We start from the raw sequence: 14,595 nt of genomic DNA, 5'->3' as shown, positions 1-14,595 counted from the left end.
GCACGATGGTCCTCGTGCCCAAGGACGTTACGGAACTGATCGCGTTGTTCGACCTGCACGCCACCGGTGAGAACCGGTTCCGCGGGCCGCACCCCACCACGCTGCTGCAGCGCCTCTTCGGCGGTCAGGTGCTCGGTCAGACCCTCGTCGCGGCCGCGCGGACCGTGCCCGCGGACCGGGTGGTCCACTCGCTCAACGCCTACTTCCTGCGCCCCGGGGCCATCGATCAGCCCCTTGACTTCGAGGTGGAGGTGATGCGCGACGGCGCCACCTTCAGCAACCGTCGAGTGGTCACCAGGCAGGGGGGCTCGGTGATCTTCCAGATGACCGCCTCGTTCCAGCAACCGGAAGAGGGGCTCACCCATTCCGTGGCGCCACCGGTCGACGTGTCGGTGCCGGAGTCCTGCCCATCGCTGCACGACGTGCTGGAGCGGCGCTTCGGGGCCAGCGTTCGGCTGGTCGCGGAGTGGGACGCGCTGGACGTGCGGCTTGCGGCGCGACCGGAGATGGTCGACGGTGGCGGCAGCATGCGGGCCTGGGTACGCACGAGGGAGCCCATGCCCGACGACCCGCTGCTGCACGCGGCGGTGCTGGCCTACCTGTCGGACATCACGCTGCTCAGCGTCTCGACGGTGCCCCACCCCGTGGAGTTCCTGTCACCGTCGATGCAGGCCGCGTCCATCGACCACGCCATGTGGTTCCACCGCCCGGTGCGCGTGGACCAGTGGCTGCTCTACGACATGACGTCGCCGTCGGCCTCACACGCGCGTGGTTTCGCCATGGGCAGGCTGTTCCAGGGCGGCGTGGCGGTGGCGTCGTGCGCGCAGGAGGGGCTCATCCGCGTCTTGTCGTGACACCGCCCCGGACACAGACCGCGGCCCGCTTCCCGGGGGAGGGGGAGCGGGCCGCGGTGCTCAGGGGACGCAGCGGGTGGTCAGGCGGCGAGCCCTTGACCGGCGCGCAGCGTGGCGAGCGCCTGCCGCTCGATCTGGCGCACCCGCTCCGCCGTGATGCCCCAGTGCACACCGATGTCGGCGAGCTTGGCCTGGCGGCCGTCGAGGAGGCCGTAGCGGCGACGCACCACGTCCTGGGAGCGCTCGTCCAGGCCCGCCAGCATCCCCTCGAGCCGCGCGCGCTCCTCCGCGTCCAGGACCATCTCATCCGGCCCGGGCGAGGTCTCGCGTGCGATGAGGTCGCCCAGTGCGGTGTCCCCGTCCGCCTCGACGGGTGCGTCGAGCGAGACGTGGTCCCTGGAGTAGCGGATGAGATCCACGATCTTGCTCTCCTCGATGCCGAGCTCGTCGGCGATCTCGGAGAGTTCCGGATCCCGGCCCAGCTGACGCTCCAGGTTGCGGCGCACCGCGGAGACCTGGTTGACCTGCTCGGCGACGTGCACCGGGAGGCGGACGATGCGTGCCTGCTGGGCGATACCGCGCGAGATCGCCTGCCGCACCCACCATGTGGCGTAGGTGGAGAACTTGAAACCCTTGGCGTAGTCGAACTTCTCGACCGCGCGGATGAGACCGGTGTTGCCTTCCTGGACGAGGTCCAGCATGGGCATCTGGGCGCGCCCGTACTTGCGGGCGACGGACACCACGAGGCGCAGGTTGGCCTGGATGAAGCGCTGCATGGCCCGCTCGCCGTCTGCGGCGACCTCCTGCAGTTCCTCGTCGGTGGCCGGCACCGCCGACTCGATCTCGCCGTCGAGGATCTTGCGGGCGTAGAGCCCGGCTTCGATCGCCCGCGCCAACTCCACCTCGTCGAGGGCGTTGAGCAGCGGCGTCTTGGCGATGGCGTCGAGGTACAGCCCCACCGCGTCCTTGCCGTCGATGCCGTCATTGGTTCGTGTACGCACAGTAGTGTTCATATCTCTGGCAACCTTTCGTACTCGTCATCTCCAACAACGCATGGGGTGCGAAAAGGGTTCCCGCGCGCGGGCAGCCGGTTGAGAATTGCGACCCAGATCGTACGGGACGACCCTGACGGGTGTTCGTTTGAGTGGTCGCCCGGCGCGTGCAAGAATGGGGGGCGCGTCACCCTTGACTAAGGCGGGGCGACGCACGCGCTGAAACCAGTAGATGCCCGCGAGAGGACCAATGTGACGCAGGACGCTGAAGGAACCGGCAAGCCGACACGAACCCGCCGGGCAGCCGTTCGCACCCGCGCCGCGCAGCCGGCCGCCGCCGGCGAATCCACTGTCAAAGCCGCCCCGCGCACGCGGGCCAAGGCAGCCGCCAAGGCGGAAGTGCCCACCGTCGCCCAGGCATCCACCGGCGAAGTCGAAGTCCAGTTCAAGCGCGAGGGGGACGACGTGGTCCTCACTGTTGGCGGGAAGAAGCGTTCCCTCGACGAGGTTGACGACTCCTCATTCAACGAAGCCAGCGAGGCGCCGCTGGTGAAGCAGCTCGTCGAGGAGGAGGGCTTCGCGCTCTCTGATTCCGACGACGCCGACGAGCCGGAGCAGCAGGTCGTCTCCGCCGGGGCCACGGCTGACCCGGTCAAGGACTACCTCAAGCAGATCGGCAAGGTGGCGCTGCTCAACGCCGTCCAGGAGGTGGAGCTGGCCAAGCGGATCGAGGCCGGCCTCTTCGCCGACGAGCGCATCCACACCACGGACAAGCTCAAGCAGGACGAGCGCGAGGACCTGGAGTGGATCGCCGAAGACGGGCGCCGAGCCAAGAACCACCTCCTCGAGGCCAACCTGCGCCTCGTGGTCTCGCTCGCGAAGCGCTACACCGGCCGCGGCATGCTGTTCCTGGACCTCATCCAGGAGGGCAACCTGGGCCTCATCCGCGCGGTGGAGAAGTTCGATTACACCAAGGGCTACAAGTTCTCCACCTACGCCACCTGGTGGATCAAGCAGGCCATCACGCGCGCCATGGCGGACCAGGCCCGCACCATCCGCATCCCGGTGCACATGGTGGAGGTCATCAACAAGCTGGCCCGCGTGCAGCGCCAGATGCTGCAGGACCTGGGACGTGAGCCCACCCCTGAGGAGCTCGCCGTCGAGCTGGACATGACGCCGGAGAAGGTCGTCGAGGTCCAGAAGTACGGCCGCGAGCCCATCTCGCTGCACACCCCGCTGGGCGAGGACGGCGATTCCGAGTTCGGTGACCTGATCGAGGACTCAGAGGCCGTCGTCCCCGCGGACGCGGTCAACTTCACGCTCCTGCAGGAGCAGCTCAACGACGTGCTGGACACGCTCAGCGAGCGCGAGGCGGGTGTGGTGTCGATGCGATTCGGCCTCACGGATGGTCAACCGAAGACCCTTGACGAGATCGGCAAGGTCTACGGGGTCACGCGCGAGCGCATCCGGCAGATCGAGTCCAAGACCATGTCGAAGCTGCGCCACCCGTCGCGCTCCCAGGTCCTCCGGGACTACCTCGACTGACCGTCGCGCTCGCGGGCCAGGCCCACGAAGTTGCGCAGCATGCCGTGGACGGCGTGCGTGATCGTCGACGATTCCGCCAGGGCCACCAGATCCTCGGTGTCGGCCGGGTCGAAGTAGCCGGCGTCGCGGTAGATGCGGATGCGGGCCGCCAGCCCGGCGGAGTCCAGTTCGGGGTGGAACTGGGTGGCGTAGACGCGCTTCCCCAGGCGGAAAGCCTGCACCGGGCAGGTCACTCCCGTGGCCAGGAGCGCGGCTCCCGGGGCCAGGATCCGGCAGCCCTCCTTGTGGGCGGTGAACGCGTGGAACTGATCCGGCACGCCGTCGAAGATGGGATCCGCGCGGCCCTCGTCGGTGAGTGTGGCGGTGACCACTCCCACGTCCTCGCCGACGCTGCGGTCCACCACCCCGCCCATCCGGCCGGCCAGCGCTCCCACCCCGTAGCAGAGGCCGAAGAAGGGGAAGTCGCGCTCCACCACCTCGGTGATGATCCGGTCCAGGTCCGCCTCCACCCGCACCTGCAGGGCGGACTTGTGCGTGTCGCTGGAGTTGAAGGGCCCCCCACCGAGGAACACGCCCGAGTACGAGTCGAGGTCGACCACCGGCGCGGGAGCGGCCTCGACGCGCACCTGCACCACGTCGTCCGCGGCGAGGCCCGCAAGCCGCGCCACGGCCTCCAGCTCGCCCGCCGCCGCGTCGTCCTCGGGCCGCGTGCTGAGCAGAAGGAAGGGTTTCACCTGGACTCCTTGAACGATGGCTGACCGGCGCGGAGCTCCGCGGCGATGGCCCGGGTGACCGCCACGGGGTCCCCGTCGTGGGCGCCCGCCACGCGCCGCTGCCGAAGGTAGCTCGGACCCAGCCGCACGAGGTCCTCGACGTGGGCCAGGCTCTCCGCGCACCCCAGCTCCTCGGCGATGGGCGTGAGCTCCACCACCCAGCGGAGGATGCCGTCGCTGACGTGGATGAGGTATTCGTCCTTGCGGGGAGTGATGATGTCCGCGGAGAGCCCGTAGCGCGCCGCCCGCCACTTGTTCTCCCGCATGAACCAGAAGGGTAGGCGGTGGATGGGCTCGTTCAGGGCCAACGCCCGTGACATCCGCTCGACGAGGCACTGGTTGAAGGCGGTCAACGCACCGATCTCCATCAACGTGGGCACCGAGTCCATCGTGCGGTTCTCCACCGTCCCCCACGTCGAGGGCCGCACGTCCCACCGGATCTCCGAGGGGTTCTGGATCAACCCGACCCCCTCGAGCTGCGACGCGTAGCGCTCCAGCTCCGCCCAATCGCTCATGTGATAGGGCAGGCCGTTGGTGGGTAGCTGCTGGAAGATCATCGTGCGCTGCGAGGCGAACCTGGTGTCCTCCCCGATCCAGAACGGCGACGAGGCCGACAACGCGATGAAGTACGGCGCGAACCGGGCCATGCCGTAGACGATCGGCAACGCCTTGTCGCGGTGGTCGATGCCGGTGTGGATGTGGAGGCCGTTGATGGCCATCTGTTGACCCCACCACCCGTTGCGCTCCGTGACGCGGCGGTACTGCGGCTTGTCGCCGGGAAGCTGGCGGGCCGGATCACCGAAAGGGTGGGCCCCCGCGCCGAGCAGCGTGAAACCCCGCGGCTCGAGGAGCGCCAGGGCGCGCTCCAGGTGCCCGCGCATCTCCTTCACCGCAGACGGCACGGTGGCGTGCACGCCGGAGACGATCTCGATCATGCTGGTCAGGTACTCGGAGCGGATGGGGCCGTTGACCGGATCGTCGACCCGGGACAGCACCACGTCGGCCGCCGGCACCTGCTCCATGGTGTGCGCGTCGACGACGGCGAGCTCCCACTCGATCCCGATCGTCGACTGCCTGGACTGACCGAACTTGATCCTCATGAGGTCCCTCCGTCGGTGGCGTGGTCGCGGCGACACTGAGAAGTCTGGCACCTCGCCGATCCCGGTGGCGCGTGTCGGATGGGTATCTGGACACCCGGCCGCAGGGCATTAGGCTGGGCCACCGAGGAAAGAGGTGCCCCCATGTCGCTGTTCGATCGTGTCCAGCTCGCCCCCGCAGACCCCATTCTCGGACTCACCGAGGCTTTCGTGGCCGACCAGCGGCCGGGGAAGGTGAACCTGGGCGTCGGCGTCTACCTGGACGAGGACGGCAGAATTCCGCTGCTCGGCTGTGTCAGCACGGCGGAGCAGCGGCTCGCTGCCGAGTCCAAGCCGAAGGGCTACCTCGGCATCGACGGCCTGCCTGCCTACCGCGAGGCCGTGCGGTCACTGGTGTTCGGCGCTGACGCGGAGGTGCTGGCCGAGGGTCGCGTCGTCACGGTTCAGACGCTCGGCGGCACCGGCGGGCTGAAGGTGGGGGCGGACCTCCTCAAGCAGATCGAGCCCTCGGCCACCGTGATGATCTCCTCACCCAGCTGGGAGAACCACCGCGCGCTGTTCACCAGGGCCGGGTTCGCGGTGAAGGACTACCGCTACTACGAGCCGGCGCTGCAGGGCATCGACGTCGACGGCATGCTGGCGGACCTCGGCCAGGCGGATGCCGGCACCATCGTGGTCCTCCACGCGTGCTGCCACAACCCCACGGGCTACGACCTCAGCCCGGACCAGTGGGACAGGGTCATCGAGGTGTTGCGCGAACGTGACCTCATGCCGTTCCTGGACATGGCTTACCAAGGCTTCGGGTTCGGCATCGAGGAGGACGGGGCGGTGGTGGCGAAGTTCGTCGCCTCCGGCCTGGAGTTCTTCATCGCCACCTCCTTCTCCAAGTCGTTCAGCCTCTACGGAGAGCGCATCGGCTCGCTGTCGGTGGTCACCTCGACGGCGGACGCGGCGCGGCGGGTCCTGTCCCAGCTCAAGGTTTGCATCCGCACCAACTACTCCAACCCGTCGACGCACGGCGCGGCCCTGGTCACCGCGGTGCTGTCGGATCCGGATCTGCGGCGCGGATGGGAGCAGGAGCTGGCCGCGATGCGTGACCGGATCAAGCAGCTACGCCGTGGCCTGGTGGCCGCTCTGGAGGCGAGGGGGGTCCAGGACATGGGCTTCATCGCGCAGCAGATGGGCATGTTCAGCTACTCCGGCCTCACCAAGCCGCAGATGGTGGCGCTGCGGGCGGACCACGGGATCTACGGCACCGACGCGGGGCGCATGTGCGTGGCCGCCCTGAACAACGACAACCTCGTCCATGTGGCAGAGGCCATCGCGGAGGTGCGGACCGCCGGGTGAGGGGTCAGCGCCGGCCGAGCCCGCTCGCCCGGCGCACCGGGGTGGAGATGGCCTCTGCCAGCGTGTCCCACGTGCCGTAGATCCGGACCGTGTCCTGGGCGCGCGTCACCGCCGTGTAGAGCAACTCCCGGGTCAGCAGCGCTGATCCGGCCGGGGGCAGCACCACGGACACTGCCCCGAACTGGCTGCCCTGGGACTTGTGGATGGTCATGGCGTGCAGATCCGCGGCGTCGTCCAGCAGCCACGGCGACACCCACAGCGGGCGGTTGGGCAGGTCCACGACCGCCATGAGCTCACCGTCGCCGGGACGCCGCACAACGACCGCGGTGTCACCGTTGTTGTAGAGATCCGTGTTGCGCTGGATGAGGAGGGGCTGGCCCGCGTAGGGCCGGGACTCGAAGCCGTATCCGTCGATCTGACTGGACAGCCAGGCCCGTACGGTCCGGGCCCAATGGCCGGCGCCGAACGGGCCCTCGCGGTGCCCGCAGAGAATCCGGTGGGCGTTCATCGCCAGCCCGGCGCCCTGCCCGTCACCGGACAGGGCGTGATCCACCACGGCCCGGGCCGCCGGCAGCACATCATCGCGCAGGCTGGGCAACGAGGCCGGGTCCGGCGTGCCGTCGAAGTTCACCAGGTGCAGCACGGATGATGCCTCCAGCAGGCCCCTGGCCGTCTCCGCATCCCCGGCGAGGATGGCCTGGGCCAGCAGGTTGATCTCCTGGTTGGAGCGGAAGTTGGTGAGCAGCCGCACCAGCCGGCCTCCTGGTGCGGTGACGAGATCCGCCGCCTGTTCGATGTCGGCGAGCACCGCGCCCGCCTCCACCGACCGGAGCTGGTGTGGGTCACCCAGCAGGATGAGCCTGGTGGTGGGATCCAGCGCCGCCATGAGCGCCCCCATCATCTCCAAGGACACCATGGAGGTTTCGTCGACCACCACGACGTCGAACGGGAGGGGGTTGGCCGGCCCATGCTCCAGCCTGCTGGTACGCGGCCGGGCCCCGAGGAGCTTGTGGAGCGTACCGCCCCACAGCTCCGACCCGGGAGGGATCCTGCCGGCCACAGCCGACTGCAGCCGGGCGGCGGCCTTCCCGGTGGGGGCGGCCAGGGCGATCCTCGGCCCCGCCGGGGCGAGGGCCGTGAGGATCCGGGCCACGATGGTGGTCTTGCCGGTGCCGGGGCCACCGGTGATGACGGTGGTGGAATGGCTCAGGGCGGCGGCCACGGCAGCCTCCTGGTGGGTGTCGGCGGTGTCCACCGGCGAGGGCGGCGGGGCCGCCGGCCCGGGTGCGGGCATCAGGGCGCTGCGGCGGCGGAGGTGCACGGCCAGACCTCGCTCCTGACGCCAGTAGCGATCAAGGTAGAGCAGTGTGCCCTCCAACCTGAAGGGCTTACCGGGGTCCTCGGGCCCGGCCACGGCAGGCGATAGCGCGATGCGTTGCAGCCACCCCTCCGGCTCCGGCCAGTCCAGGGCGGCCCATGCCTCGTCGTCGAGTCCGTCGTCGAGGTCCGTCTCGGGGAGCAGATCCTTCGCGGCGGTGTGGAGGTCCACGCACACGGAGCCCAGCCGCAGCTCACGCGCGGCGATGGCGAAGGCGAGCTGAACCTCCGGGTCCGCCTCACCGGCGAGCGAGCCCAGCCGGCGGGCGACGTGAAAGTCGATGGGGCGCAGCATTCCCGCCTCGCAGAAGTGACGCAGCACCCCCGTGGCGGCGATCGGGATCTCAGGCATGGTGGCCTTCCAGCAGGTCTGAAACGGCCTCGACGAGGGGCGCCGGTGGGTGCCAGGCCATCACGCCGCACGCCGTGCCGGCCACCACGGGGGTGTCCGGCCCGGCCATCCCGCGCACGAAGAGGTAGCCCACGCCGCCCAGGTGCGCGGACGCCGAGTATCCCGGAAGCCGGGTGGAGAGGTACCGGTGGAGGGCCACGCAGTAGAGCATGGCCTGCAGGGGATAGTGCGCCTGCATCATGGCCTCCGCCATGGCCGGCACGATGTAGTGCCCGACGGTGACCCCCGTCTCACCGGCCGGTGCGAGACGGTTGGTCTTGTAGTCCACCACCAGGAAGCGCCCGTCATCGAGCTGCAGCACGGCGTCGATGGACCCGGTCAGGAAGCCGTTGAGCACGGCGTCGGCCGCCTCCGAGGCCGCCAGCCGCGCCGGGTACTCGGCGAGCGGGTCCGACGCGGGCAGGTGCGCGGCCATGAGCGCGGCGAGTTGGGCCAGCGTGACGGCCGCCCCGCGGTCCGCCAGGGGCAGATCGAAATCCAGCTCGGGAAGGCGGCGCGCCAGGGGGATGTCGGTAAGGGCGTTGGCGGTGAGGGGGAGCAGCGGCGTGGTGCAGACCGCCACCAGTGCCGACGCCAGGACGGCTCCACGCTCCGGGTCGAGGCCGTGCTGCGGAGCCAGCTCGTCCATCACCTCCTGCGCATGAGGCGCCAACCTCCCGGGTGTCCAGTCCAGGAGCTCGAGGGCCTCGTGTACCAGCGTGCCGAATGCGGGTCCGGCCGGGAGCGCGGTCATCGGTGAGGGGGCGTCCAGCGCCGGGTCCGACGCTGCCGGAGGGGCGACGTCGACCTCCGCGGCCTCGTCCGACAGCAGGTGAGCCGGCGCCTGCTCGTGGAGGCTCTGGGTGAGACCGGAATAGGAGGTCCGGCGCCACGTGGTGTCGATGGAACGACTCAGGGTCGCCAGCCGCAGGGCCGGCTCCTCGCGCGCGATCACGGGGCGTTGGAGCTCCTGCCTGTCCGAGATGGGTGAGCGGTGCACCCACAGCACGGGCGCCGCCGTCGCACCGTTCGAGCGGCGGTCCAGCCGATCCAGCAGCAGTGCCATGGGCCGCTTCGCGACGGAGGGCGCGCGCTCGGGGGCGACGTGCCAGGCGACGCTCAGGTGCCGTGCCCGGGTCAGGCCCACGTAGAGCAGCCGGAGCTCCTCGGCCAGGTTCTGGGCGTCGAGATCCTGCGCCAGCTCGTCGCGCCAGTCCGGCGCGGGGCCGACGTAGAGATGGCGACGCCCGCCGGTAACGATGCTGAACGGCTTCTTTCGCGAAGCCTGGACGCCCTCTGTCTCCGGGAGGAGCACAAGCGGAAACTCCAGCCCCTTGGCGGCGTGGATGGTCATGACGCGGATGGCCTGCTCATCGCCGGCCACCCGGATGGCGTCACCGCCCTCCTCCGGCAGAAGCGGCCGTTCGCACAGCGCGATGAGGGCGCTGAGCGTCGACTCGCCGCTCCCGTCCAGCAGCTCTGCGATGTGGGCGAGATCCGCCAGGTGCCGCTCGCCGTCCCGCTCTCCCAGGACCCTGGCGTCGAGATGCTCGCTGGTGCGGAGCGCGGTGAACACCCCGGCCACCCCGCTGTCAGCGAAGCGGCGGGCCAGCGCGCGGACCAGCACGCTCACCCGGGCGGGCTCGACGCTGCCGTCCGTGAGCATGTCCGCCAGGTCCGAGCCGATGAGGGAGGTGAGGGCCGCCAGGCGGATGGTGGCCTGCGTCGGCTCCGCCATGGCGCGCAGGAGGGTGGCCCACTCCGCGGCGGCCGGCTGCTCCCACACGGACTGGCTTCCGGTGAGGACCGCCGGATAGCCGGCGGCCTCCAGGACGGTGCGCAGCTGATGTGCCCGCGCGCCCCGACGAACCAGCACCGCGATGTCCGACAGCTCCACCGCGCGGGTTCCCCCGGCACCGTCCGGGAGACGCGCCAGCTCGAGGAGCCTGCTGATGGTGAGCACGAGGTCCTCGTCGATGGCGGCGGCGGGTGAACGGCCGTCCAGCCGGCCGGCCTTGCCTTCGCGGATCCAGAGCCTCGCCTGCCCCGCCAGGCCGCTCATCCGGGAACCGTGCTGGGAGCCCACCGGCAGCACCGTGACCGAGGCGTCGCCCAGTGGTGCGGCGCCGAACAGCTCGACGACCCCGTCCACCAGTGGCCGGTCCGACCGCCGGTTACAGGTGAGGGTGTGCACCGTGGCGGCCCCCTTCGCTGCAAGGTAGCTCTGGAGGTCTGCGCCGCGGAAGGCGTAGATGGACTGCTTGGGATCCCCGATGAGCACGGTGGGTGTGCCACCGGAGACGAAGGCCCGGTCCAGGATGGCCCACTGGTCCGGATCCGTGTCCTGGAACTCGTCGACCAGCACCACCGCGAAGCGACGGTGCAGGGCGTCCGCGACCGCGGGCCCGGTGCCGGGGCTCTCGAGGAGCGCGCGGAGCCGGCCGACGATGTCGTTGTAGGTGCACAGGCCCTGGACGGTCTTGCGGTGGCTGTAGATCTGGCGCACCCGCGTCGCGAACTCGACGTGTGGCCCGGCCGAGGGCGCCAGGGGAAGGGTGGTCTCGCAGGCGGCTCTGCCGATCTGCAGCGCCTCCTTGGGCGTCACGGCGGGGGAGCTGTCGGTGAGGTAGCGCTGCAGGTAGGCGTCCGTGGTGCACTGGGTCATGAGCTCCGCCGGGTCCGGCCCCACAGCCTCGGACGGATCCCAGTCACCGAGGATGCCCAGCTCGGAGAGCATCGCCTGGCAGAAGGAGTGGGTGGTGAGGACGGTGGCCTCGTTGAACCGGGCGACGGCCTCCGCGAGCCGGTCCCGGTGCACGGCCGCGTCCGTCCCGGCCAGGAGCGCGGAGACCTCGTCGTGCGGATCCGGCAGCGCGTGGCCCGCCAGGACGGCGTCGAGGGCCGCGATGGTCTGGGTGAGCCGCCCGAAGATGCGCGCCCGCAGCTCGCTGGCGGCGTGGCGGCCGAACGTGACCAGAAGCAACCGGCTGACGTCCAGGCCCTCCTCGGCGATGTATCTCGCTGTGAGCGCCGCGATGGTGTAGGTCTTCCCGGTGCCGGCGCTGGCCTCCAGCAGGGTGCTGCCCGTGGGGAGGGGGCCGGCGAGATCGAAGGGCGACGGTGCGGTCATCGGAAACCTCCGAGCATCGGGGTGTAGAGCGCGAGCGCCCACTGTTCGAAGGCCGACCCGCGCGGCGGGCCCGGGTCCTCGGGCAGCGGCGCGTCGGTGAACAGTTCCGCGACGTCCGAATCGTAGAACAGCTGCCACGCCCGACCGGGCCAGCTCCACTTGGGGTGGTAGCTCCGGAAGCTTCCGGTCCATGCTGCGCGGTCCGCCCCCCCGTGCAGTTCGTCCTGCGCGTAGGCGATCGCCGCGGCCGCCGGCACGGGTAGGAGCCGCCTCTGCCCCAGCACGTACGCGCGGACGACGAGCTCCAGCACGGCCCGGGCCTGTGCCACGTCCTCCGTGGCCAGCGTGCGGGACTCCGGCACGACGGTCCCGTTGTAGCCGGGCCGGATCAGCCGGTGGACGCGGGAGACGGCCGGCCCGCCACCGGAGGCTGCCAACGCCAGGGACTCCAGCCACGGACCGATGAGCTTGTCCTCGCCCGAACTCGCGGTGAGCGCCACCGCCACCCCGCCGCGGGTGCGGATCTCATCCACCAGAGCCACCTCACCCAGGCCGTCGAGGCAGAGGCGGAGGTGCACCTGATGGCTTGCCAGCTCCGCGTTCCAGTCCGGTTCGGCGGCGCGCCAGAGCTCCTCGGCGTCTGCGCGGGCCTGGGCGAAACCCAGGCGGCCGATGGCCAGCGGCGGGTGCTGTTCACGCTGCCGGAAGGCCTCCTCGGCCGCCCGCCCGTCCGTGCCGGCCTTCCACGACTCCAGGAGGTCGTCGATGATGGCCCACCGGCTCAGTCCCTTGGTCTCCAGATCGATCTCGTCTGTGAGCTGGGCGTCCTGGTACTGGGTGATGCCGGCGGCCGACTGCAGGAAGCTCTTGGCCGGATCCGCCAGGAACCTCGACAGCTGCGCGAGCGTCACCGGCCCCGGGATCGATGCGACGGGGAGGGTGCGCGCAGCGAGCCGACGCCTGGCGTGGCGTCCGAGGAGAGAGCTTCGGCGTCGCCGCGCCAGGACGCCGGCGAGGGCTGGGGCGTCGAAGCTGGGCGCCGTGCCCTCGAAGTTGGACTCGGAGGATGCGATGGGCGGGTGGGTCACGGCCCGGTGGCTCCCGCCGAGCTGATCCAGCAGCCAGCTCAGAGCCACGGGGACGGGCATCTCGTCGTTGGTGCGCTGCGAGCGCCGCTGGCGCACGATGAGCACCCGCTCGGCGGAGCGGGCGTGGGTGAGGAGCTGCTCGAGCCGGCGGGCTCGCGGGTCCGGTGCCAGGTCTCCGAGGGCGATGCTGTCCGGCGGCAGCCCCACGCGCCCGGGCACCACGTCGTCGGTGACGCCCAGCAGCGCGACCAGGCGGAACTCCACGTGCATGAGTTCACCGAGCCCCACCACCATGAGTGAGCCGTTGCCTGCGGCGGCCCGGGTGCGCCGCGTGGAGGCGGCCTCCTCCAGCATGAGGGCGAACTCGTGGCGGGTGAGGAGGGTCTCGTCGGTGCGGTGGTCCGAGGCGAGCCGGGCGAGCGTCCGCGCCGTCACGGTGAGCTGCCAATCCTCGGTGCGCGGAAGTCCCACAAGGGTCTCCATCGCCTCGCGGCAGCGGCCCACCCACGAGGCGATGGTGGCCGGGGAATCAGTGACCGCGACGAGCCTGCGCAGCCTGGAGACGATCTCGCACAGTGCGCCGACGGTGTCCATGTCCGAGGCAGAGACGGCATCGGCGCCCGACAGGCCGACGCCGGCCTCGTGGCCGGGGGCGACGGCGAGGCCGACGAGCAGCCGGTCAAGGCCCCGCAGCCAGGTGTTCTGCCCCACCTCCGGCAGGCCGAACGCCGCCCGGTGCGTGAGGTCCATGCCCCACCGGATGCCTGCGCCGCTGACCAGCTCCGTGACGGCGGCGCGATCCGTGAGCCGCCAGCGATGCGCGATGGCAGGCCGGAGCAGGAGCTCGACGACGGCGCTGGCGGTGGCGCGGGACTCGCCCAGCCGCAGGAGCTCCACGAGGAGCTCCACCAGACCCACCGAGGGGGCTGACTCGACCCGCTGCACACGGAGCGTCCGCCCGGGATGCGTGGTGGGATCCCCTGGGGCGAACGCGGCATCCAGGAGGTCCGCGTAGCGTTCCGGCTGCGGACAGACGATCGCCACGTGGCGCGGCTCGAGGGTGGGGTCCTTCGCGAAGGCGCGGGTGAGTTCGTCGCGCAGCACCTCCACCTGCCGGGCCTCGCCGTGGGACTCGTGGATCTCCACCTCGGGCGCCGGGTCCGTGGCGCCCGGCAGGTCCACGATCCGCGTGGCGAGGGCCTGAGCCCAGACAGCGCCTGGGGAGCCCGAGATCTGCAGCGCGGTGACGCCGACGCCGGCAGCCAGGGCGTCGAAGACCCCGGCCTGCGGGACGGTGACGTGGTCCACGGCGAGGACCACTGTGGGGGTGGGGTCCGTGGCGGCGGCCTCGGTGATGGCCGCGAGGATGTGCAGCGGATCCACCTCCAGGCTGGCGGTGGCGGCCCGCAACAGGGGCGGCTGCCACGCGGTGGCCTCGGGGAGGGGGTGCCCGTCCGCGCCGTCGCCGGCTCCCTCCATCCAGGCGCCGATCACCTCCGGTGCCACGTCGACGTAGCCGCGCAGGAGCCGGGCGAGCCTGATGGCGGTGGCGCGGCGGCGCCCTGGGCGCCCGGCGTCCGCCTCCAATGCGGCCGCGAGGAGCGGATGGTCCTGGGCCACCTCGTCCAAGGCGCCCCAGACCGCGAGATCCAGCGGTGAACCGAGCCACCGCGCCCGATCCTGCGCGACGCCCGCCCGCTCGGCCAGCTCGCGCAGGAGAGCGGCCGGCGTCACGTACGCGATCCCGGCGGAGATCCCGAGGCGGGCGGCCACGCCCTGCCCGGCGAGCCGGCCCGTCTCCCGGGACGCCACCACCACCCTTGCCCGGTCGAACGGGCCGAGGCCCAGCGCCTGCAGGTGCGCGGCCGCATGGTCCACCAGAGGGCCCCATCGGGTACCCCGAACCAGCGTCAGCGCCATGAGCCCCAGACTCCTCTCCACGTCGCCAGCAACCATACTGGCGGGCACCGACACTTCGTCGGGGCCGGCCGTGCGAGTAGG

The 14,595-nt window shown here is 71.1% G+C and carries 9 protein-coding genes; 3 read left to right on the top strand and 6 right to left on the bottom strand.

Going from position 1 to position 14,595, the window contains the following annotated elements:
- Nucleotides 1-5 precede the first annotated feature (5 nt).
- The gene (locus tag ACZK5N_RS04320) at nucleotides 6-854 is read left to right on the top strand and encodes an acyl-CoA thioesterase (RefSeq protein ID WP_459019540.1); all 849 of its coding nucleotides are present in this window, start codon (nucleotides 6-8) and stop codon (nucleotides 852-854) included.
- Nucleotides 855-934: 80 nt separating this feature from the next.
- Here ACZK5N_RS04320 and ACZK5N_RS04315 read toward each other — a convergent pair whose 3' ends face one another.
- Nucleotides 935-1,867, bottom strand: coding sequence for a sigma-70 family RNA polymerase sigma factor (locus tag ACZK5N_RS04315; RefSeq protein ID WP_459019541.1), 933 nt, complete (start codon nucleotides 1,865-1,867; stop codon nucleotides 935-937).
- A 198-nt stretch (nucleotides 1,868-2,065) separates the two neighbouring features.
- Here ACZK5N_RS04315 and ACZK5N_RS04310 point away from each other — a divergent pair, with 198 nt between their 5' ends.
- Nucleotides 2,066-3,391 (top strand): RNA polymerase sigma factor, encoded by a 1,326-nt coding sequence (locus tag ACZK5N_RS04310; RefSeq protein ID WP_459020377.1) that lies wholly within the window; start codon nucleotides 2,066-2,068, stop codon nucleotides 3,389-3,391.
- Here the strand turns inward: ACZK5N_RS04310 and ACZK5N_RS04305 are convergent.
- Both ACZK5N_RS04305 and ACZK5N_RS04300 read right to left on the bottom strand, forming a co-directional pair.
- Nucleotides 3,379-4,125, bottom strand: coding sequence for a glutamine amidotransferase (locus tag ACZK5N_RS04305; RefSeq protein ID WP_459019560.1), 747 nt, complete (start codon nucleotides 4,123-4,125; stop codon nucleotides 3,379-3,381). The two genes, ACZK5N_RS04310 and ACZK5N_RS04305, sit on opposite strands and share 13 nt — an antisense overlap.
- A complete protein-coding gene (locus tag ACZK5N_RS04300; protein ID WP_459019561.1) occupies nucleotides 4,122-5,264 on the bottom strand; it encodes a carboxylate-amine ligase in 1,143 nt (380 codons plus the stop codon). Before ACZK5N_RS04300 ends, ACZK5N_RS04305 begins: the two co-directional genes overlap by 4 nt.
- Before the next feature lie 141 nt (nucleotides 5,265-5,405).
- Between ACZK5N_RS04300 and ACZK5N_RS04295 the strand changes: the two genes are divergently transcribed.
- On the top strand, nucleotides 5,406-6,608 hold the full coding sequence (locus ACZK5N_RS04295) for an amino acid aminotransferase (protein WP_459019562.1): 1,203 nt from the start codon (nucleotides 5,406-5,408) through the stop codon (nucleotides 6,606-6,608).
- A 4-nt stretch (nucleotides 6,609-6,612) separates the two neighbouring features.
- Here the strand turns inward: ACZK5N_RS04295 and recD are convergent, their stop codons facing one another.
- Genes recD through ACZK5N_RS04280 form a run of 3 tightly spaced genes read right to left on the bottom strand, consistent with a single transcriptional unit; the run spans nucleotide 6,613 to nucleotide 14,535 of the window.
- A complete protein-coding gene (recD, locus tag ACZK5N_RS04290; protein WP_459019563.1) occupies nucleotides 6,613-8,337 on the bottom strand; it encodes an exodeoxyribonuclease V subunit alpha in 1,725 nt (574 codons plus the stop codon).
- A complete protein-coding gene (locus ACZK5N_RS04285; RefSeq protein ID WP_459019564.1) occupies nucleotides 8,330-11,506 on the bottom strand; it encodes a UvrD-helicase domain-containing protein in 3,177 nt (1,058 codons plus the stop codon). Before ACZK5N_RS04285 ends, recD begins: the two co-directional genes overlap by 8 nt.
- Nucleotides 11,503-14,535 (bottom strand): exodeoxyribonuclease V subunit gamma, encoded by a 3,033-nt coding sequence (locus ACZK5N_RS04280; RefSeq protein WP_459019565.1) that lies wholly within the window; start codon nucleotides 14,533-14,535, stop codon nucleotides 11,503-11,505. The genes ACZK5N_RS04285 and ACZK5N_RS04280 overlap by 4 nt, the downstream gene beginning before the upstream one ends.
- Between the last annotated feature and the right edge of the window lie 60 nt (nucleotides 14,536-14,595).

Source organism: Tessaracoccus pujii (genome assembly GCF_055326215.1).
The sequence above is the reverse complement of the archived record's forward strand: the minus strand, read 5'-3'. Positions and strand labels throughout refer to the sequence as shown.